The 19,077-nt window shown below is 74.0% G+C and carries 19 protein-coding genes and 1 pseudogene; 2 read left to right on the forward strand and 18 right to left on the reverse strand.

The features are described 5' to 3' along the window. Positions 1-249: 249 nt before the first annotated feature. Complete coding sequence (locus tag AC3X7Z_RS01055; RefSeq protein ID WP_489974714.1) at positions 250-849, forward strand: M23 family metallopeptidase; 600 nt, start codon at positions 250-252, stop codon at positions 847-849. A gap of 82 nt (positions 850-931) precedes the next feature. Here AC3X7Z_RS01055 and AC3X7Z_RS01060 read toward each other — a convergent pair whose 3' ends face one another. From AC3X7Z_RS01060 to AC3X7Z_RS01125, 14 genes and pseudogenes are all read right to left on the reverse strand, one after another. After that, entirely contained in the window at positions 932-1,831 is a 900-nt protein-coding gene (locus AC3X7Z_RS01060) for a tyrosine recombinase XerC (RefSeq protein ID WP_186341252.1), read from the reverse strand. Positions 1,832-2,012: 181 nt separating this feature from the next. Next, positions 2,013-3,146, reverse strand: coding sequence for a DNA-processing protein DprA (gene dprA / locus AC3X7Z_RS01065; protein WP_489974715.1), 1,134 nt, complete (start codon positions 3,144-3,146; stop codon positions 2,013-2,015). Further along, positions 3,143-4,747, reverse strand: a complete 1,605-nt coding sequence (locus AC3X7Z_RS01070) for a YifB family Mg chelatase-like AAA ATPase (protein WP_489974716.1) — start codon at positions 4,745-4,747, stop codon at positions 3,143-3,145. Before AC3X7Z_RS01070 ends, dprA begins: the two co-directional genes overlap by 4 nt. Further along, a complete protein-coding gene (locus AC3X7Z_RS01075; RefSeq protein ID WP_489974717.1) occupies positions 4,747-5,148 on the reverse strand; it encodes a YraN family protein in 402 nt (133 codons plus the stop codon). Before AC3X7Z_RS01075 ends, AC3X7Z_RS01070 begins: the two co-directional genes overlap by 1 nt. A gap of 304 nt (positions 5,149-5,452) precedes the next feature. Beyond that, a complete protein-coding gene (locus AC3X7Z_RS01080; RefSeq protein ID WP_172259171.1) occupies positions 5,453-5,761 on the reverse strand; it encodes a DUF2469 domain-containing protein in 309 nt (102 codons plus the stop codon). Beyond that, positions 5,758-6,504, reverse strand: a complete 747-nt coding sequence (locus AC3X7Z_RS01085; RefSeq protein ID WP_241005138.1) for a ribonuclease HII — start codon at positions 6,502-6,504, stop codon at positions 5,758-5,760. The genes AC3X7Z_RS01080 and AC3X7Z_RS01085 overlap by 4 nt, the downstream gene beginning before the upstream one ends. Then, positions 6,501-7,268: a signal peptidase I gene (lepB, locus tag AC3X7Z_RS01090; RefSeq protein WP_186340935.1), complete on the reverse strand. Its 768-nt coding sequence runs from the start codon at positions 7,266-7,268 to the stop codon at positions 6,501-6,503. Before lepB ends, AC3X7Z_RS01085 begins: the two co-directional genes overlap by 4 nt. A gap of 137 nt (positions 7,269-7,405) precedes the next feature. Continuing rightward, a complete protein-coding gene (gene rplS / locus AC3X7Z_RS01095) occupies positions 7,406-7,756 on the reverse strand; it encodes a 50S ribosomal protein L19 (RefSeq protein WP_489974718.1) in 351 nt (116 codons plus the stop codon). 198 nt (positions 7,757-7,954) lie between these two features. Further along, on the reverse strand, positions 7,955-9,133 hold the full coding sequence (gene trmD, locus AC3X7Z_RS01100; RefSeq protein ID WP_489974719.1) for a tRNA (guanosine(37)-N1)-methyltransferase TrmD: 1,179 nt from the start codon (positions 9,131-9,133) through the stop codon (positions 7,955-7,957). Further along, positions 9,130-9,735, reverse strand: a complete 606-nt coding sequence (rimM, locus tag AC3X7Z_RS01105; RefSeq protein WP_489974720.1) for a ribosome maturation factor RimM — start codon at positions 9,733-9,735, stop codon at positions 9,130-9,132. The genes trmD and rimM overlap by 4 nt, the downstream gene beginning before the upstream one ends. A 95-nt stretch (positions 9,736-9,830) precedes the next feature. Continuing rightward, positions 9,831-10,073, reverse strand: coding sequence for an RNA-binding protein (locus AC3X7Z_RS01110; protein ID WP_091196877.1), 243 nt, complete (start codon positions 10,071-10,073; stop codon positions 9,831-9,833). Between the two features lie 116 nt (positions 10,074-10,189). Beyond that, a pseudogene (rpsP, locus tag AC3X7Z_RS01115) lies at positions 10,190-10,636 on the reverse strand (30S ribosomal protein S16); the annotation flags it as partial. Positions 10,637-10,805: 169 nt separating this feature from the next. Beyond that, positions 10,806-12,023, reverse strand: a complete 1,218-nt coding sequence (locus AC3X7Z_RS01120; protein ID WP_489974721.1) for a calcium-binding protein — start codon at positions 12,021-12,023, stop codon at positions 10,806-10,808. Between the two features lie 60 nt (positions 12,024-12,083). After that, positions 12,084-12,737: a GNAT family N-acetyltransferase gene (locus AC3X7Z_RS01125; RefSeq protein ID WP_489974722.1), complete on the reverse strand. Its 654-nt coding sequence runs from the start codon at positions 12,735-12,737 to the stop codon at positions 12,084-12,086. 82 nt (positions 12,738-12,819) lie between these two features. Between AC3X7Z_RS01125 and AC3X7Z_RS01130 the strand changes: the two genes are divergently transcribed. Beyond that, positions 12,820-13,719: a VanW family protein gene (locus tag AC3X7Z_RS01130; RefSeq protein ID WP_489974723.1), complete on the forward strand. Its 900-nt coding sequence runs from the start codon at positions 12,820-12,822 to the stop codon at positions 13,717-13,719. On the opposite strand, the gene AC3X7Z_RS01135 is transcribed toward AC3X7Z_RS01130, so the two are convergent. From AC3X7Z_RS01135 to AC3X7Z_RS01150, 4 genes are all read right to left on the reverse strand, one after another. Beyond that, the gene (locus tag AC3X7Z_RS01135; RefSeq protein ID WP_489974724.1) at positions 13,703-14,791 is read right to left on the reverse strand and encodes an amidohydrolase family protein; all 1,089 of its coding nucleotides are present in this window, start codon (positions 14,789-14,791) and stop codon (positions 13,703-13,705) included. The genes AC3X7Z_RS01130 and AC3X7Z_RS01135 overlap by 17 nt on opposite strands. A gap of 10 nt (positions 14,792-14,801) precedes the next feature. Beyond that, positions 14,802-15,161: a hypothetical protein gene (locus AC3X7Z_RS01140; protein WP_489974725.1), complete on the reverse strand. Its 360-nt coding sequence runs from the start codon at positions 15,159-15,161 to the stop codon at positions 14,802-14,804. After that, positions 15,158-16,735 carry a signal recognition particle protein gene (ffh, locus tag AC3X7Z_RS01145; protein WP_186340925.1) on the reverse strand — a complete coding sequence of 526 codons (1,578 nt, stop codon included), beginning with the start codon at positions 16,733-16,735 and terminating at the stop codon, positions 15,158-15,160. Before ffh ends, AC3X7Z_RS01140 begins: the two co-directional genes overlap by 4 nt. 91 nt (positions 16,736-16,826) lie before the next feature. Beyond that, positions 16,827-19,049 carry a [protein-PII] uridylyltransferase gene (locus AC3X7Z_RS01150; RefSeq protein WP_489974726.1) on the reverse strand — a complete coding sequence of 741 codons (2,223 nt, stop codon included), beginning with the start codon at positions 19,047-19,049 and terminating at the stop codon, positions 16,827-16,829. Positions 19,050-19,077 lie beyond the last annotated feature (28 nt).

Below are 19,077 nucleotides of genomic sequence, written 5' to 3' on the forward strand. Positions count from 1 at the left end.
CTGCGAGCGTGCGAAGTCAGTCCGGGTGGACTGCTCCGCACATCGTAAGCCCGCCCCTCCCCGCGGGGCCAATCGCAGCGGGTGCTCGCTCGAGCGTGGGCCGAGCGTGGGCCGAGCGGTCGGGCTCGAGCCCTCCCGGCCGGCCGGACGCGTCCGCTGGACGTCCACAGGTCGGCCCTTGCGGCCCTCGTCCACAGGCCGCTGCGCCGGCGCCGTCGCGGCGCGCATCGTCGGGCGAGGGTGGAGCGCATGCGAGCCCTCCTCGGCGCCGTGCTCGGCGCGCTCCTGATGACCGTCACGCTCGGCGCGTCCCCGTCCGGCGCGGGCCCTTCCGACGGAGCGGTCGACGAGCCGACCGGCGTCTGGCCGCTCGACCCCGAGCCCGACGTCGTACGCCCCTTCGAGCCGCCGCCCCACCCCTACGCCGCCGGCCACCGCGGCGTCGACCTCGCCGGGGCGCCCGGCCAGGCCGTGCGCGCGGCACTGCCGGGCACGGTGGGGTTCGCCGGCTCGATCGGCGGCAAGCCGGTGGTGAGCGTGCTGCACGGCGGCCGCCGGACGACCTACGAGCCGGTCGTGGCGTCCGTCGAGCGCGGCCAGGAGGTGGCCGCCGGCGAGGTGATCGGCCGCCTCGTGATCGCCGACGGGCACTGCGTCCCCGCCGCCTGTCTGCACTGGGGCCTCGTCGAGGGGGACGGCGACGACCGGGTCTACCTCGACCCGCTGTCGCTCGTCGGCGGAGGACCCGTGCGGTTGCTGCCCCTGTGGCGCGACGAGCCCGCGACCCTCCGGCTGCCGTGGAGCCCGCCACTGTCGCGCTGGCGGCGCCCGGTGGACTGGCTCGCCTGAGCACTCCCCCGCCCGCCGGGCACCGCGCGCCCCTCCCTGCGTCATCCGGACCGGCATCCCTCAGCGCGGTCTCGAAGGACACTCAGGCCCGGGGGTGCGCCTGCTGGTAGGCCCGTCGCAGCCGGTCGGTCGTGACGTGGGTGTAGAGCTGGGTCGTCGCCAGCGAGGCGTGCCCGAGCAGCTCCTGGACCGACCGCAGGTCGGCGCCGCCCTCGAGGAGGTGGGTGGCCGCGGTGTGCCGCAGGCCGTGCGGCCCGATGTCGGGTGCGCCGGGCACGTCGGCGATGCGGCGGTGGACGAGCTCGCGCACGGCGCGCTGGTCGATGCGGCGCCCACGCACCCCCAGGAACAACGCCGGACCAGACCCCTCGACGCGCAGGTGCGGACGGCCGACCCGCAGCCAGCGGTCGACGGCCTTGCCGGCCGGGGCGCCGTAGGGCACGGAGCGCTCCTTGCGGCCCTTGCCGAAGACGCGCACGACGCGGCGCTCGGCGTCGAGGTCGTCGATGTCGAGCCCGACGAGCTCCCCGACGCGGATCCCGGTGGCGTAGAGCAACTCGAGCATCGCGACGTCGCGCACCCCGACCGGGGTGCCGTCGTCGGCGAGGTCGGCGGCGGACCTGATCAGGGCCTCGGCCTCGTCGGCGCGCAGCACCGGCGGGAGCGTCTTGTGCTTCTTCGGCGACCCGAGCGCCGCACCGGGATCGGCGTCCAACCGGCCCGTGCGGTGCAGCCAGGCGGTGAAGACGCGCGCAGCCGTGGCGCGGCGCGCGATGGTGGTGCGACTGCGGCCGGTCGTCTGCAGCCGCGCCAGCCAGCTGCGCAGGGTGCGGAGGTCGAGGTCGGACACCTCGGTGATGCCGAGCCGGTCGCAGTGGTCGAGCAGGCCGGCGATGTCGCCGAGGTAGGCCCGCACCGTGTGGGGCGCGAGGTCGCGCTCGGAGACGAGATGGCGTTCGTAGTCGCCGAGCAGCCGCACCATGGCCTCGGACAGGCCGCTCGCGGCCTCGGCGTCCGCGCCGCCCTCGGCGTCCGCGCCGCCCTCGGCGTCCGCGCCGCCCTCGGCCTCGGGGGCGGCCTCGCCGGCCTCGGAGGCGGCCTCGGGGGCGGCCGCGCGGGTCCCTTCGTTGCTCACTCCGGCAGCCTAGGCGCGCGGCTGGCCGTCACGTGTCAGGCGCGAGTCGCCACCCGCCCTCCTCGTAGCGGACGAAACGCTCGGTCAGCAGCCGCTGGAGGGCTGCCTCGGTCTGGCGGATGTGCAGCGAGGCCAGGCGGGCGATCGAGTCCACCCTGGCCGGGGCGCCGACCGGCACCCACTCCAGCACCTGTCGATCGACGGGGCCGAGCGTGTCGCGCGGTCGTCGCTCACCGCGTCGCACGTCGACGAGGTGCTCGCCGGACTCGCCGATCAGCTCGAGGACCTCGGCGCCGTCGCTCACCACCGTGGCGCGCCCCTCCCTGAGCCATTGGTTGACCCCCTGCGAGGTGTAGCTCGTCACCGGGCCCGGCACGCCCATGACCGGCCGGTTGAGCGCCTCGGCCCACGCCGCGGTGCTGAGCGCGCCGCTGCGCAGGGCGGCCTCGACGAGCACGGTGCCGCGAGTCAGGGCGGCGATCAGCCGGTTGCGCGCGAGGAAGCGCGGCCGGGTGGGGGCGGACCCCGGGGGTTGCTCCGAGATCACGGCGTACTCGGCTGCGAGGTGCGCGAGCAGGGGGCGGTTCTGCGCCGGATAGACCCGGTCGACGCCGCACGCCAGGACTGCCGCCGTCGTCCCTCCGGCCCCGAGGGTCGCGTCGTGGGCGACGAAGTCGATGCCGATCGCCCCACCCGAGACCACCGGCACTCCGGCTGCGGCGACGCGGTCACAGAGTCCACGGGTCACCTCCACGCCGTAGACCGACGCGGTGCGGGAGCCGACCACGGCCGCGGACGTCGCGAGCTCGGTGAGGGGCATCGGGCCCCTCACCCACAGCCCCGGCGGGGTCCCGCCCACCCCCTGGTCGGTGATGGCGTCGTCGAGCTGGTCGAGCGGGCTCGGCCACTCGGGGTCACCGGGGACGAGGAACCTGATGCCGCACTTCGCGGCCTGCTCGAGCCGGCGGGCCGGGTCGACCTGCTCGAGGCGCTCGGCCAGGCAGCTGTCGGGCTTGGGCACCAGCAGGTGCTCCAGCGTGCGGACGGCGCCGATCTGCCGGACGAGCGACGACGTCCTGCCGTCGCCCGGCTCGACACCGCAGCTCAGCACGACCCGGGCGAGTCGTTCGGCGTCGGCGGCCCGGCTGGGGTCGGCGGTCATGACGCCGCCACCGAGACCACGCGCGCCGGCAGGCTCCGGGCCGCGTCGTCGGACCTGAGCGCCAGCGCGATCTCCGCCTCACGCACGCCCGGTCGCGACACACCCGCGCAGTCGGCGACCGTCCAGGCCAGCCTCTGCACGCGGGTGAGCCCGCGGCGGGTCAGGGTGCCGTCGGCCAGCGCCGCGTCGACCAGCGCCTGGCCCGCGGGCTCGAGCGGCCAGCGCTCGGCGAGGACGGGCCCGGGGCAGGAGGAGTTGAGGAGCCAGGCACACTCGCGGTAGCGACGGGCCTGGCGCTGCCGCGCCTCGGCCACCCGGGCCCGCACGTCGCCCGACGACTCGGGGTCGGGCCCGAAGGACACGGCCCGGCGCCGGCGTTGCGGGCGTACCTCCATCCAGATGTCGACGCGGTCGAGGATCGGCCCGGTGAGCTTGCGCCGGTAGTGGGAGCGCTGCACCTCGCTGCAGTCACAGCTGCCGCCGGACATGCCGTGGAAGTTGCCGCACGGGCAGGGGTTGGCCGCGAGGACCACCAGGGAGCGCGCCGGATAGGTGGCGGACTCCTCGCCCCGCGCGATGGTCACCTCGCCCGACTCCAGGGGCTGGCGCATCGCCTCGACGACGTCTGAGCGGAAGTGAGGGAACTCGTCGAGGAACAGGACCCCGTGGTGGGCGAGGCTCACCTGACCGGGGCGGACCCTGCCGGTGCCGCCACCGAGCACGCTCGCCGCGGTCGCGGAGTGGTGCGGGGCGAACCACGGCGGTCGGCGCAACAGGCCGCTGCCGTGTGGCAGCGCACCCGCGACGGAGTGGAGGGCCGTCACCTCGAGCGCCTGCTCGGTGGTGAGGTCGGGCAGGATCGTCGGGATGCGCTCCGCGATCGACGTCTTGCCCGTCCCCCGCGGGCCGATCAGCATCATCGGGTGGCCGCCGGCCGCCGCCACCTCGACTGCGTAGCGGACGTCCTCCAGCCCGTCGAGGTCGCGCAGGTCGAGGTCGGCCAGGCGGTCGTCGCCGCGCCACGTCGCCAGTGGGCTGGCAGACGGGGCGACCACCGGCGGCGCCTCGGGCACCTCGACCCCGCGGAGCACGGCGGACACCTGCGCGAGCGACCGGACGCCGAACACGGTCATGCCGGGCACCAGCGCCGCCTCGGCGGCCTGGGGCTCGGGCACGAACACCCGGGTGATGCCGTGGGCCGCCGCTGCGATGACCATGGGCAGCACCCCCGGCACCGGCCGCAGCCCGCCGGCGACGGACAGCTCGCCGATGAAGGCCCAGCCGTCGAGCAGGTCGGGCGTCAGCTCCTGCTGCGACTTGTCGGCGGCGAGGACGGCGATCGCGATCGCGAGGTCGTAGTGGGTGCCGCGCTTGGGCAGATCGGCGGGGGCCAGCAGGATCGTGACCCGCTTGGTCGCCGGCCAGCGCCCGCAGTCGTTGTTGATCGCCATGCGCACCCGGTCGCGGGCCTCCGACAGGGTCTTGTCGACGCGGCCGATGATCGTGGTGGTGACCAGGCCCGGGGAGACGTCGACCTGGACGTCGATGACGTGGCCGTCGGCGCCCTTGAGCGCCAGCGAGCGGGCGGTCGCGAAGGCCATCAACCGACCCCCTCGACGTGCTCGACCTCGACCGGTCGGCCGTGCGGGGTGAGCACGCCGACCAGGTCGATGCGGACATCGTCGGGATGGCAGTCGTGGGCCAGCAGCCACCGGGCGGCCAGACGCCGCAGCCGGTCGGCCTTGCGTCGGTCGATCGCCTCCAGCGGCGTGCCGAAGTCGGTGGACGTGCGGGTCTTCACCTCGCAGACCACCAGGACGTCGCCGTCGCGCAGGACGAGGTCGATCTCGCCTGCGTCGCAGCGCCAGTTGCGGTCGAGCAGGACCAGGCCGAGCCCGGTGAGGTGTCGGACCGCGATGCTCTCGCCGCGCGCCCCCAGTCGGCGGCGATGCTCGGCGGCGGCGTCGAGCGCGAAGGGAGAGGCGGCAGCGGGTCGGGCCATCGTGGGTGCCTTCCGGTGGGCGGGTCGGTGAGCACCCAGCACACCGCGACCCTCCGACGCCCCTCGACGGTCGGGCCGTCAGCCTGTGGAGGACGGCCGGGCCAGGGCGCCTGTGGACGCTCCGCGGCCAGGTCGGTGGCACCGCGGTCGCGGCGAGGCGTCGTACGACCCACGGGACGAGACCGGACTTGGAGGCCTTGTCTGACACCTCGAGGCGGTTGCAACCCCCTCCAGGTGTCTGAGTCCCCGCTCGAGCGGGGACTCAGACGACTCAGACGACCACGGAGGCCCGCAGGAGGGCGGGTCAGTCCTTGGGCGGGTCGATGTCCTGGGGAGCGAGCTCCTCGACGTTGACGTCCTTGAACGTCAGCACCTTGACGTTCTTGGCGAACCGGGCGGGGCGGTACATGTCCCAGACCCAGGCGTCGGTCATCGACACCTCGAAGAACACGTCGCCGCTCTCGGAGCGCGCCTTCACGTCGACCTGGTTGCACAGGTAGAAGCGCCGGTCGGTCTCCACGACGTACTTGAAGATGCCGACGACGTCGCGGTACTCGCGATAGAGGGTGAGCTCCATCTCGGTCTCGTACTTCTCGAGATCCTCGGCGCTCATGCGTCCTCCTCGGTGGTGCTGCCCGTCCCACGGCCGAGACTAGCCACCTCGTCCCCGGCCACCGCCTCCAGGCCCGCCGCGCGGCGCACGTTGACGAACCGCATCCGGTGGACCGGAGAGGGGCCGTGCTCGGCGAGCGCCGCCTCGTGCTCGGCGGTGACGTAGCCCTTGTGGGTGCGGAAGTCGTAGTGGGGCCACTCGTCGTGGAGCCCGACCATGAGCCGGTCGCGGGTCACCTTGGCGATCACGGAGGCCGCGGCGATGCAGGCGGCCACCCGGTCGCCCTTCCAGACCGCGAGCCCCGGCACGCCGAGGCCGTCGACGGGGAACCCGTCGGTGAGGACGTACGACGGGCGCGTCTCCAGGCGCGCCACCGCGCGCCTGAGGGCCTCGACGTTGGCGACGTGCATGCCGAGCCGGTCGCACTCCTCGCTGTCCACCACCACCACCGACCACGCCAGCGCGCGGCGCACCACCTGCGCGTAGACACGCTCGCGGGCGGCCTCGGTGAGGAGCTTGCTGTCGGCCAGCCCCGGGACGATGCCCGCCTTCCCCGGCGGCAGGACGACCGCGCCCGCGACCAGGGGGCCGGCGCACGCGCCGCGGCCCGCCTCGTCGACCCCGGCGACGGGCGCCAGGCCGGCCCGGCGCAGCGCGCGCTCGTAGCCGTAGATCCCGGCGTCGCGGCGCACGGTGAAGCCGCCCGGAAGCGGCTCGGGCGGCAGGTGGGACACGGCGGTCACGAGGACGGTGCCGGCACGTCCTCGAACGTGTCGGGACGGGTGTTCCAGCGGAAGCGGTCGGCCGGCCACAACAGCACGAAGACCTTGCCGACGACGAGGTCGACCGGGACGAACTCGTCGCCCGGCACGCACTCGGTCTCGTCGCTGCGGCACATCTTCTGCGAGCTGTCGGCCGAGCGGGACCGGTTGTCGCCCATCACGAAGACGTGGCCGTCGGGGATCGGGCCGACCGACCAGTCCTCGTCGCAGGCGCCGTTGGTCGGCATCGGGCCGTTGCAGCTCGCGCCGCCGCGCTTGACGTAGGCCGACTCGTCGAGCGGCGTGCCGTTGACGATGAGGCGGCCCTTGTCGTCGCAGCACTCGATGGTGTCGCCGGCGACGCCGATGACGCGCTTCACGAGGTGGCCGCCGGTCGGGTAGAGGCCGACCTTCGCCATCGCCTTCGCGACCGGGTTGGTGGGACCGGCCGAGTCGACCGGCGGCAGCCAGCCACCGGGGTCCTTGAACACCACGACGTCGCCGCGCTCGGGCTCGCCGTCGCCCCAGTAGGAGACCTTCTGGATCAGGATCCGGTCGTTGAGGATCAGTCCCGGCTCCATCGACTCCGACGGGATGTAGAAGGCCTGGACGAAGAACGTCTTGATGACGATCGCGAGCACCAGCGCGACGCCGAGCAGGAGGATCGTCTCCTGCCACAGCGGGAGCTGCTTGCGCTTGCCGCGGCCGGCCTTCGGTCCGGCCTCCGGGCGGGCGCCGCCGGTCATCGCAGGGCCCTCCTCCGAACGCGACGACCGCGGTCCCTCGCCCGTCGAGAGGGACGAAGAACCGCGGTCATCAGAAGTCACTCGCAGAGACTAACGAGTCCCTGGTCGGGTCCACGCCGGGGGCGTGGCTCGACGGATCACGCCTCGCGGCGCTCCTTGATCTTGGCGGCCTTGCCGCGCAGGTTGCGCAGGTAGTAGAGCTTGGCGCGACGCACGTCACCGCGGGTTACGACCTCGAGCTTCTCGAAGATCGGGGAGTTGACCGGGAAGGTGCGCTCGACGCCGACGCCGAAGGAGACCTTGCGCACGGTGAAGGTGCGGCCGATGCCCGAGCCGTGGACGCGGATCACGACGCCCTGGAAGACCTGGACACGCGAGCGGCTGCCCTCGATGACCTTGACGTGGACCTTGACGGTGTCGCCGGCGCGGAAGTCCGGGACGTCGTCACGCTTGATGGCGGTGCCGAGATCGGCGATGACGTTGGTCATGTCGTTGCTCCTCGCGGGTGCCACAGGTCAGCCGCGGATCGTGGTGGTGATGGACTTGGCTGGTGCCCGGTGCGGCCGGCCGGTGCGCCCCCTGTGGCAGGTGCGGTGCGGCGGGACCCCGGAGCGCGCATCGGAGGATGCGACCGGGCGACCCTGGCCTCGAGCGGACCAAGGGTGAAGTCTGCCAGAGCGAGCGCGTCAGCGTGAAATCCGGCGCCGGACCTGCTTGGTCAGCACCACGGCTCCCGGCGGGGAGGGACGATCCGCACGCAGCCGGAAGCCGGCCTTCTTGTACATCCGGAGGTTGTCGGTCGAGCCCGCCCCCGTGAACAGCACATAGGTCGTCGCGTCGGGCGGCGCGAGCCCCTCGACGAGCTCGAGGAGCGCGCGGCCCAGCCCGCGGCCCTGCAGGTCGGGGGCGACCATGATCCGGCCGATGTCCCATTCGCCGTGGGAGTCGAGGCGACCCCGCACGGCGCCCACCAGGCGGCCCGAGGAGGGCTCGCGGGCCACCATGACGGTCCACTCCCCCAGCCCGCGGCGTACGTCGTCGAGCGACTCGCGCAGCGCCGGGATCTCGACCCCGGGGTTGGCCTCGAGCTCCTGGAGCCAGCAGGCCCGCTGGAGCGTGTAGAGCTCGCCGGCGTCGGCGGGCACGGCCGGGCGTACGTCGAGCTCGCCCAGCGCGCCGACGAGCGCGTCGGCCCGCAGCAGGTCGGGCCGACGCTCGGCGGTGCGGCGGACGGCCTGCTCGCGGCGCCACGCCTCGATCCGGGCGTGGTCGCCCGAGAGCAGCACCTCCGGGACCTCGCGTCCCTGCCAGGACGCGGGCTTGGTGTAGACGGGGTACTCCAGGAGCCCGTCGGCGTGCGACTCCTCGACGAGCGACTCGGCGTTGCCCATGAAGCCGGGCAGCAGCCGCACGACCGCCTCGGTGATGGCCAGCGCGGCCACCTCTCCCCCGTTGAGGACGTAGTCCCCGAGGGAGACCTCGCGCACCGTGCCCACGGTCGCGGCGTGCTCGATGACCCGCTGGTCGATGCCCTCGTAGCGTCCGCACGCGAAGACCAGGTGCTCGTGCCCGCTCAGCTCGTGGGCCAGCGCCTGGGTGAACGGCTCGCCGCTGGGCGTCGTGAAGACGATCGTCGCCCCCGCCGCCACGGCGTCCAGCGCCCGTCCCCACGGCTCCGGCTTCATGACCATCCCGGCGCCGCCGCCGTAGGGGGTGTCGTCGACGGTGCGGTGCCGGTCGGTGGTCCACTGCCGCAGGTCGTGGACCGCGACGTCGAGCAGGCCGCGGTCCTGGGCCTTGCCCGGCAGGCTCAGCCCGAGCGGGGCGAGGTAGTCGGGGAAGATCGTGACGACGTCGATCCTCACGACTCGTCCCCGTCGGTGACCTCGTCGGGGACCTCGTCGGTGACCTCGTCGGGGAACGGTGAGACCAGACCGGGGCGGTCGGCGACGACGACCCGGCCGGCAGCGAGGTCGACCTCGGGCACCAGCGCGGACACGAACGGCACGAGCGTGTCGCGGCCGTCGGGCGTGCGGACCGTCAGCAGGTCCTGGGCGGAGCCGCGCACGAGCGCCGTGACGGTGCCGAGCGGGCTCCCGTCGACGTCGACCACGTCGAGTCCCACGAGCTGGTGGTCGTAGAACTCGTCGGGGTCCTCGGGGGTCTCGTCGCGGCCGATGGTGGCGTGGAGGACCGTGCCCCGCACGGCCTCGGCGGCGTTGCGGTCGGCGAGCTCCTCGAAGGTCACGAGGAGGGTGCTCTGGTGCCAGCGGGCGCGGGCGACGGTCAGGCTGCCGGGGCGCCGGTCGGCACCGGCCGGGGCCTCCGCGCGCAGGGTCGCCCCCGGGGCGAAGCGACGGTCGGGCTCGTCGGTGCGTACGTCGAGGGTGACCTCGCCGCGGATCCCGTGGGGCTTGCCGATGCGCCCGACCACGACCTCGACGTCGCCAGCGTTGTCCTCGTTCACGCGCCGAGGCTATCGCCGCCCGGGCGATCCCCGGGAAATGCCGGACGGGCACCACCCCCGCTGGGATGGTGCCCGTCCGTGAGGCTGTCGGTCGCTCAGCGGCGCCGGTCGGTGTCGACGAAGTCGACCCGCGCGCCGCCCCGACCCGCGAGGGCCGAGACGACGGTGCGGAAGGCGGTCGCGGTGCGGCCGTTGCGGCCGATCACCTTGCCGAGGTCGTCGGGGTGGACCCGGACCTCGAGGATGGAGCCGCGACGCAGCTGCTTGTCGCGGACGACGACATCGTCGGGGTGGTCGACGATGCCCCGCACCAGGTGCTCGAGCGCCTCGGCGAGCACGATCAGGCCTGCTTGTCCGCGGCCGAGACGTTCTCGAGGTCGGCGTTGGCGTCCGCAGCGCCCTCGGGCGTCTCGGAGGCCGGCACCTCGGCGGGCGCCTCGGCCTTGTCGGACTTGGCGTCGGACTTGACGTCGGACTTGGCGTCGGACTTGGCGTCAGCCTTGTCGTCAGCCTTCTCGGCCTTCTTCTTCGAGGTCACCGCGCCGCCCTTGGACTCGGCGGAGACCTCCTTGAGGGCCTCGTTGAAGATGTCGAGCTTGGAGCGCTTGGGCTCCTTGACCCGGAGGGTCCCCTCGGTGCCCGGCTGACCCTTGAACTTCTGCCAGTCACCGGTGATCTTCAGGATCGCCTCGACGGCCTCGGAGGGCTGTGCGCCCACGCCGAGCCAGTACTGCGCCCGGTCGGAGACGACGTCGATGTAGGACGGGTCCTCCTTCGGGTGGTACTTGCCGATCTCCTCGAGGACCTTGCCGTCGCGCTTCTTGCGCGAGTCGACGACGACGATGCGGTACTGCGGCACCCGGATCTTGCCCAGGCGCTTCAAGCGAATCTTGACGGCCACGTTTGTGGTGTCTCCTCAGAAATTGTCGTGGGTGAGGGACCGTTGCCAGGTGGGGTCACCGGTGCGGGTCACTCGAAGGGCGCTGCGTGCTCGGAGAGAGGGTCCGGGCACGCAGGACACAACGACTGATTCTGCCAGAGGCGACGCACGACGACCAATCCGCCCTCGATCAGCAGTCGGTGGGCTCCTCGACGTTGACGCACGTGTCGTCCCCCTCGTCGCCGTAGGCCGTGTCGACACCGTCCCCACCGTCGATGTGGTCGTCGCCCCGGGTGCCCCACACGCGGTCGTCGCCGGCGCCCATCACGGCATGGAGCGGGATCGATCCCCGCGGGGCCACGTCGAGGGTCTCGTCGGCCGCACCGCCGAGGAAGTCGATCCTGAAGCCGGGGTCGAGCACGAGCCTGCGGATGCCGGCGATCCGGGCGTCGACAGGCCCCCCGGCGAGGGTGAGCGTGAGCAGGCCGGCCGGGACGTCGACACGGATCGGCAGGCCCGCCTGCGTGGCGTCCAGCGGCCCCGGGTCCAGGGACAGGTGGTTCTCCGCGCCGGGCCCCAGGTCGTACGACGCCCCGGGTCGGTCGGTGGCCGGGGCGACGACCGTGTCGCTGGCCGGGCCCGTCTCGAGCGTGACCGGGCCCCGGCCGCGGAGGGAGACGTCGTCCGCGCCCCTGCCCGTGGTGATCCGGTCCGCACCGGACGCGGCCCGTACGACATCTGCTCCCCTGCCCGTGTCGACCACGTCGTCGTCGGGCAGCGACGTACGGCCCTCGCGGTAGAAGTCCGCGCCGCCGAGCAGCACCACCGTGTCGTCGCCGGGGCCGGCGTCGACGTCGTCGGCCCCCTCCGTCCCCCGGATGGTGTCGTCGCCCGCCCCGGTGCGCACCGACAGGCGGGGCACGCGCCGGAAGACGTCCTCGCCCTGGCCGGTCGCGGTGCCGACAGCGAGGTCGACGACCACCGCTCCCGGCGCCGAGCGGAACTCGACCCGGTCGCGGACGAGGTCCTCGGCCGCCGGAGTGGCAGGACCGACGTCGAGCACGTCGTCGCCGGCGCCGCCGTCGAGCACGTCGCCGAAGACGTGGACCCCGCCCCGGTCGGCGCGCCAGTCGTTGCCCTCTCCGAGCAGCCGGTCGTCCCCGGAGCCGCCCTGGATCACGTCACCGCCGGGGCCGCCGCAGACGAGGTCGTCGCCTCCGCGGGCGTCGATGTGGTCGCGCCCGGCGAGGGCGACGATGACGTCGGCGCGCGGGGTGCCGACCAGCCGGTCGGCACCCGCGGTGCCGACGATCGTCGCGACCCGGCCTGCGCACCGGGGCGCGGCGGCGGACGGCGTCGACCCGGCCGGCGCGACCGGCACCAGGAGGCTCGCGAGGGCGAGCGTCACGACCGCTCCCCTACCTGACGTACGACGCATCCCTGACCCCCCGATCCGGTGGCGCCGACCCTAGTCGTCCAGACCGATGAAGGCACGCACTGCGTCGGCGCCGGTGACGCGGATCGGCTCGGCGCCCCGGACGAATGTCTCGGGCGTCAGCACCAGCCCCTGGTTGAGCGCGAGCTCGCCCTCGCGGCGCTTGATCCGGCTCACCGCGGTGGGCCGGTAGCCGACCTTGCGCGAGACGCCCAGCGAGGCGGGGTTGTCGAGGAACGCCGCGGAGGTGATCTCCTCGAACCCGAGGTGGTCGAAGAGCAGGGCGCACATCGCCTGCCGCATGGCGGTGCCCAGGCCGCGACCCTGGTGCTCGCGCCCCAGCCACGAGCCGGTCTCACCGGTCCGGGTCACCGGGAAGTGCTTCGCGGCGACGCCCTGGCAGCCGATCACCCGGCCGTCGAGCAGCACGGCGAGGTCGAGGCAGAAGTCGTCCGGGGAGAACGTCGCCCGCTTGCCCCAGTGGTAGGCGGCGGTGTTGCGGGCCAGCTGGCCCGGAGGGGCGGCCGTCCACGGGAAGTAGAACGGCATCTCCTCGGGGTCGTGGATGCCGGCCTCGGCGAGGTCGCACACCTCGAGGATCAGCTCGTCGGTGAGTCCGCGCAGCTCGAGCGGGCCGGCCACCACGTGGAGGCCGAGGGGCGGGAAGAGGTCGACGAGGGTGCTCACGAGCCCGATCCTCGCCGAGCCGTCGCGGCGGGCACAAACCAGTTCCCGGCAACCTCCTCGCCCCCTGGTGCGTCTACCTGGCATGACCAGCGCGCACGCCGGGCACCTGCAGCCGCCCGAGCCGCTCGACCTCCCCGCGCGGTTGACCGCTCCCCCACGCCTGACGCAGCGTCACCCCTGGCTGCTTCCCGCCGCGATGGCGGTGCACCGCGCCCGCCGGCGTACGCGCTGGGTGCGGGACGCGTGGTCGGGCCGGGTCGTGTGGGCGCGTACGCGCGACGCGGTCGACCTGCCGGTGCGGCTCGAGCAGCACGGGTCGCTGCTGCTGCGCGAGCTCGACCCCGACCAGATGCACCTGCAGCACAACAAGGTGACCAACCTCCGGCTCGCGGCCGAGCGGATGGACGGGACGCTCATCCGGCCCGGCGAGAGCGTGTCGTTCAACCGCGTCGTGGGCAACTGCACCCGCCGCAAGGGGTACGTCGACGGGATGCGGCTGTCGAACGGGGCGGCCGAGGCAGGCGTCGGTGGCGGGATCTGCCAGCTGGCCAACCTCGTGCACTGGATGGTGCTGCACTCGCCGCTGACCGTCGTGGAGCGCTCGGAGCACTCCTTCGACCCGTTCCCCGACCGCGGGCGGGTGCTGCCGTGGGGCGTGGGGTGCTCGATCGTCTACAACTACGTCGACCTCGTGGTGCGCAACGACACGGCGTACACCTTCCAGCTCCGGACGTGGGTCGGCGAGCGCTTCCTGCACGGCCAGCTGCGCACCGACGAGCGCCCGGACCACTCCTACCGGGTCGAGGCCCGGCACGAGCAGTTCCTGCGCCGCGACGGTGACGTGTTCCGCCGCAACCAGATCTGGCGCCGGGTCATCGACCGCCGCACCGGCGAGCAGGTCGGCGAGGAGCTGGTGAAGCGCAACTGCGCGCTCGTGGTCTACGAGCCCGGCCCGGACGTGCAGGTCATCGACCTGGACTGACCAGCGCGCCGCGGAGCACGACCGCGGTCGGGGTGCGGAGCACCGACAGGTCCTCGACCGGGTTGCGGTCGTAGACGACGAAGTCGGCCGACGCGCCCTCGACGAGGCCGTCGACCCCGAGCCACTCCCGGGCGCTCCAGCTCGCCGCACCCAGCGCGTCGTGGGCGGGCATCCCGATGCGCACGAGGGCCTCGACCTCGCCGGCGATGTTGCCGTGGCGGCTGATGCCACCGCCGTCGGAGCCGGCGTAGATCGGCACGCCCGCCTCCCAGGCCGCCATGATCGTCGCGGGCATCCGGGCGTAGAGGTCGGTCATCGTCGCGGCGTAGGCGGGGAACCTCTCCTGCCCGGCCGCCGCGTGCTGGGGGAACTTGTCGAGCTGCATGACGGTCGGCACCAGCCGGGTGCCGTGCTCGACCATCGCGTCGATCAGGTCCTCGGTGAGCCCGGTGCCGTGCTCGATGCAGTCGATGCCCGCCTCGATCAGGCCGGGCAGGACGCCGTGGCCGAAGCAGTGGGCGGTCACCTTGGCGCCCTCGGCGTGCGCGGCGGCGATCGCGTCGGCGAAGGCCTCCGCGGGGAACGACGGCGCGAGGTCGCCCTCCTCGCGGGAGATCCAGTCGCCCACGAGCTTGATCCACCCGTCGCCGTTGCGGGCCTCCTGGGCGGCGTAGGTCGCCAGGTCGGCGGGCTCGACCTCGTGGGCGTAGCCGCGGATGTAGCGCCGGGTCGCCGCGATGTGGCGCCCGCACCGGATCAGGCGGGGCAGGTCGTCGCGGTCGTGGATCCAGCGCGTGTCGGAGGCCGAGCCGGCGTCGCGGATGAGCAGCGCCCCGCCGTCGCGGTCGGCGATCGCCTGCTGCTCGGTGGCCTCGTCGTCGGTGGCGCCGAAGTCGTCGAGCCCGAGGTGGCAGTGGGCGTCGACGAGGCCCGGCACGATCCAGCCCTCGGCGACCGTGTCGGCGCCGGCCTGCGGCTCGAACGTGATCCGGCCGTCGACGACGTAGAGGTCAGTGGGCTCGCCGTCGGGGAGGACGGGCCCGCGGAAGCGCTGCGCTGGCTCAGGTGGCATGCGGCGGAGGCTACAGGCGCTCGAGCAGCCACGACGGACTGACCACCTGGGCGGGCGAGACGTTGGCCGCCAGCGCCCGGTCGGCGGTCGCCACCGTCACCTGCGCGCCCGCCTCCGCGGCACGACGGGCCTGCTCGCGGATCGCGGCGTCGCCGTCACGTGGCGCGTGGACGGTGCGTACGTGGGCGTCCCGGCCCGCGGGCACGCCGGCCTTGGCCTGGCCCTCCAGCACGAGGACGACCTCGTCGAAGGACGTGTCGGCGACCAGCAGCCGCTCGTGGAGCCGGCGCGCCGCCCCCGCACGGTCCTTCCACCAGCCGTCGGGCACGGACCCGACGACGTTGGCGCCGTCGACGACGAGGACCCTCACTTGAGGAACTGCGAGAAGTCCTTGGGGAGGTTGAGCTGCTCGGCCGCCTTCTCGTAGTCGATGTCGGCGCCGTCGGGGTTGCCGAAGGGGTTGGCGCCCTTGTCGGCCGCGGCGGCCTTCTGCTGGGCCTTCTGCTGGGCGGCCTTGGCGGGGTTGCCCGAGACCCGCTTCTTGCCCTTCTTGCCCTTCGCCTGGGCCTGCCGCGCACCCGCGCGCTTGCCCCCGCCCAGCCCCGGCATGCCGGGCATCCCGGGCATCCCGGGCACGCCGCCCCCGCGGGCCATCTGCTCCATCATCTTGCGCGCCTCGAAGAAGCGGTCGACGAGCTGGTTGACGTCGGAGACCTGGCGCCCGGAGCCGGCGGCGATGCGGGCGCGGCGCGAGCCGTCGATGATCTTGGGGTTGTCGCGCTCGGCGGGCGTCATCGACTGGATGATCGCCTGGATGCGGTCGATCTCGCGCTCGTCGAAGTTCTCGAGCTGGTCGCGGAACTGCCCCATGCCGGGGAGCATCCCCATGATCTTGGTCATCGAGCCGAGCTTGCGGATCTGCATCATCTGCTGGAGGAAGTCCTCCAGCGTGAAGCCGCCCTTGGTGGCGAGCTTCTCGGCCGCCTTGAGCGACTGCTCGGAGTCGAAGGCCTTCTCGGCCTGCTCGATCAGGGTGAGCATGTCGCCCATGTCGAGGATGCGCGAGGCCATCCGGTCGGGGTGGAAGAGGTCGAAGTCGGTCATCTTCTCGCCGCTGGAGGCGAACATGACCGGCTTGCCCGTGATCGAGCGGATCGAGAGGGCCGCACCACCGCGGGCGTCGCCGTCGAGCTTGGTGAGCACCACGCCGTCGTAGCCGACGCCGTCGAGGAAGGCCTGCGCGGTGGTCACGGCGTCCTGGCCGATCATCGCGTCGACCACGAACAGCACCTCGTCGGGCTGCACGGCGTCGCGGATGTCGGCGGCCTGCCGCATGAGGGTCTCGTCGACACCGAGGCGGCCGGCCGTGTCGATGATGACGACGTCGTGCACCTTGCGCCGGGCCTCCTCGAGGGAGGCGCGGGCGACGTCGACCGGGTCGCCGGTGCCGTTGCCGGGCTCGGGGGCGAAGACGGGCACGCCGACCCGCTCGCCGTTGACCTGGAGCTGCTGGACCGCGTTGGGCCGCTGCAGGTCGGCCGCGACGAGCATGGGCGTCTTGCCCTGCTCCTTCAGCCACAGGGCGAGCTTGGCCGCCAGCGTGGTCTTGCCGGCGCCCTGGAGGCCGGCGAGCATGATGACGGTCGGCCCGCTCTTGGCGTAGCGCAGGCGGCGGGTCTCGCCGCCGAGGATCGTGACGAGCTCCTCGTGGACGATCTTGATGATCTGCTGGGCCGGGTTGAGCGCACCGCTGACCTCCTCGGAGCGGGCGCGCTCCTTGACCGCGCCGACGAACTCCTTGACGACCGGCAGGGCGACGTCGGCCTCGAGCAGCGCGATGCGGATCTCGCGCGCGGTGGCGTCGATGTCGGCCTCGGAGAGCCGACCCTTGCCCCGCAGGTTCTTGAAGGTGTCGGCAAGGCGGTCGGAGAGTGTGGCGAACACGGTGTGGGTCTGTCCCTCGCATCGGTGGTGGATCAGGGGCGGATCGGTGGTGGTACGACGCCCAAGACTAGCCGCCGGACCCGCGCGAGGCTCAGCCGCCGAGCGCGGTGCGCACCGCGTGTGCCGCCGCGGCCGCACGCTCGTCGGTCGGGCGCACCCCGCCGAGCTCCTGCACGTAGAACACGTCGACGGCCTGCGGACCCAGGGTCGAGACGTGGGCCGAGGCCACTGTCAGCCCGAGCCGGGCGAGGGTGGTGAGGACGCGGTGGACGACCCCGGGCCGGTCGGACGTGCGGATCTCCAGCACCAGCGACGCGCGTGAGGCGTCGGGGCGCACCTCCACGATGGGCGGCAGCTCGCCGTCGGGGCGGGCCGGCAGGTCGGGCAGCCGCTCGGTGCCCTCGACGACCCGACGGATCCGCTCGCGGACGACGGCGGGGTCGAGGTAGGCGTCGGGGACCTCCCACGCGCTGATGCCCCACTCGCCGTCGGCGTCGACCTGTCCCCAGGCGCGGGCCGCGTGCACGGGCGCGCGCAGCGCCGCGAGCCCCCCGGCCACGTCGGCGAGCAGGCCGACCCGGTCGGCGGCGATCACGGTGACGGTGGCGCCGACCTCGTGCGGGGCGACCTCCACCGACACGGCGCTCGGGTCACGTCGTACGACGTCGGGCACCGGCACCGTCCCGGGGGCGGCGACGTCGGCGACCTGCGCGCCCAGCGCGTGCCGGGCCCGCGAGACCAGTCGGTCGACCAGCGAGGCGCGCCACGTCGTCCACGCGGCCGGGGAGGCGGCGCGGGCGTCGGCCTCGGTGAGGGCGCGCAGCAGCTCGAGGCTCGCCGCGTCGGGGACGTGGGCGAGCAGCTCGGCGGTGGTGGCCGGGTCGTCGGGGTCGCGGGTGGTCGCGAGGTCGGCCAGCAGCAGGTGCCAGCGCACCAGCGAGGCGACCACCTCGGCGTCGAGGTCGGTGAAGCCCATGCGGGCCACGACCTTGCGCGCCAGCGGCTCGCCGGCGACGGAGTGGTCGTGCAGCGAGCCCTTGCCGATGTCGTGCAGGAGCGCCGCCACCAGCAGCAGGTCGGGACGCCGGACGGTGCGGATCAGCGCCGCCGCCTCCGCGCAGGTCTCCACGACGTGTCGGTCGACGGTGAAGCGGTGGATGGCCGAGGCGTGCGGCAGCAGCCGGATCTGCTCCCACTCGGGGAGGAACGTGTCGATGCCCTCGACCTCGTCGAGGGTCTCCCACACCGGCAGCAGGCCCGGCCCGCTCGCCAGCAGGCGGACCAGGGCGTCACGGGCCGCGGCCGGCCACGGCACCGGGAGGACGACCCCCTCCCGCACCAGCCGGGCGGCGGTGGTGGGCGCGAGCACGGCGTCGCGGCTCGCTGCCTCCGCCGCCGCGCGCAGCAGGAGGGTGGGGTCGTCGGCGGGACGGGTGCCCGCGTCGAGGACGACCTCGCCGCGCGAGAGCGCGATGCCGGGCGCGATGCGCTCCAGCGCGGGCGTCCGACGGCTGCGCTCCCCCGTCGGGCGCGCCGTCACGGCGTCGGCGCGGCGCCACGCCAGGCGGGACAGGTGCGCGATGCGCCGGCCGAGCGCGCGGACGTGGCGCTGGGCGGCCTCGGCGTCGTCGAGACCGAGCCGGTCCGCGAGCGGGCCCCACGCCTCGGGGGCGATGCGGTCGCTGGGGCGCCCGGCCAGGTCCTGCACCTCGTCGCGGACGTCGAGGAGCATCTGCCGCGCCGCCTCCAGCGCCGGGGTCGACGCGTCGACCAGCCAGGTGGCCTCGATCGCGCGCAGCACGCCGGCGTCGCGCAGGCCGCCCTCCGCCTCCTTGACGTCGGGGACCGAGACGTGGGCGAGCTCGCCGGTGACGCCGTGCCGCCTGAGCGTCATCGCCTTCAGCTCCGGCAGCCGGATCCGGGCCCGGCGCCGCCAGTCGGCGAGCATCGTCGTGCGCAGCCGCAGGCTCAGGCCCGGGTCGCCGGCGAGGTGCCGGACGTCGAGCAGCCCGAGCGCGACCCGCAGGTCGCACGCGGCCTCGAGGACCTCGCCCATCGACCGGACCGCGTGGTCCAGGCGCCTCCCGGAGTCCCACAGCGGGTACCACAGGGCCGTGCCGAGGTCGCCCAGGTCGACCCCGTCGTCGTGGACGAGGACGACGTCGAGGTCGGAGTGGGGGGCCAGCTCGCCCCGCCCGTAGCCCCCGACCGCGACCAGGGCCACCCCCGTGGCGGGCCCTGCCGAGGCGGCGTACGCCTCCCGGCAGAGCTCGTCGGCGGAGGTGGTCCTGGTGCGTCGGTCTGCTGCGCTCATGCGGTCACGTCCCGAGAAGCCGGATCCA

The sequence above is a fragment of the Nocardioides sp. Z24_21 genome (assembly GCF_058134345.1).

Excerpts from the sequence above, each read along its gene's own strand:
- AC3X7Z_RS01060 (WP_186341252.1), bottom strand. The coding sequence starts at position 1,831 with ATGGTGCGGCTGCTCGGCGACTACGAACGCCATCTCGTCTCCGAGCGC.
- AC3X7Z_RS01075 (WP_489974717.1), bottom strand. The coding sequence starts at position 5,148 with ATGGCCCGACCCGCTGCCGCCTCTCCCTTCGCGCTCGACGCCGCCGCC.
- dprA (WP_489974715.1), bottom strand. The coding sequence starts at position 3,146 with ATGACCGCCGACCCCAGCCGGGCCGCCGACGCCGAACGACTCGCCCGG.
- AC3X7Z_RS01135 (WP_489974724.1), bottom strand. The coding sequence starts at position 14,791 with ATGCCACCTGAGCCAGCGCAGCGCTTCCGCGGGCCCGTCCTCCCCGAC.
- AC3X7Z_RS01150 (WP_489974726.1), bottom strand. The coding sequence starts at position 19,049 with ATGAGCGCAGCAGACCGACGCACCAGGACCACCTCCGCCGACGAGCTC.
- AC3X7Z_RS01130 (WP_489974723.1), top strand. The coding sequence starts at position 12,820 with ATGACCAGCGCGCACGCCGGGCACCTGCAGCCGCCCGAGCCGCTCGAC.
- AC3X7Z_RS01055 (WP_489974714.1), top strand. The coding sequence starts at position 250 with ATGCGAGCCCTCCTCGGCGCCGTGCTCGGCGCGCTCCTGATGACCGTC.
- AC3X7Z_RS01080 (WP_172259171.1), bottom strand. The coding sequence starts at position 5,761 with ATGAGCGCCGAGGATCTCGAGAAGTACGAGACCGAGATGGAGCTCACC.
- rplS (WP_489974718.1), bottom strand. The coding sequence starts at position 7,756 with ATGACCAACGTCATCGCCGATCTCGGCACCGCCATCAAGCGTGACGAC.
- lepB (WP_186340935.1), bottom strand. The coding sequence starts at position 7,268 with ATGACCGGCGGCGCCCGCCCGGAGGCCGGACCGAAGGCCGGCCGCGGC.
- AC3X7Z_RS01070 (WP_489974716.1), bottom strand. The coding sequence starts at position 4,747 with ATGGCCTTCGCGACCGCCCGCTCGCTGGCGCTCAAGGGCGCCGACGGC.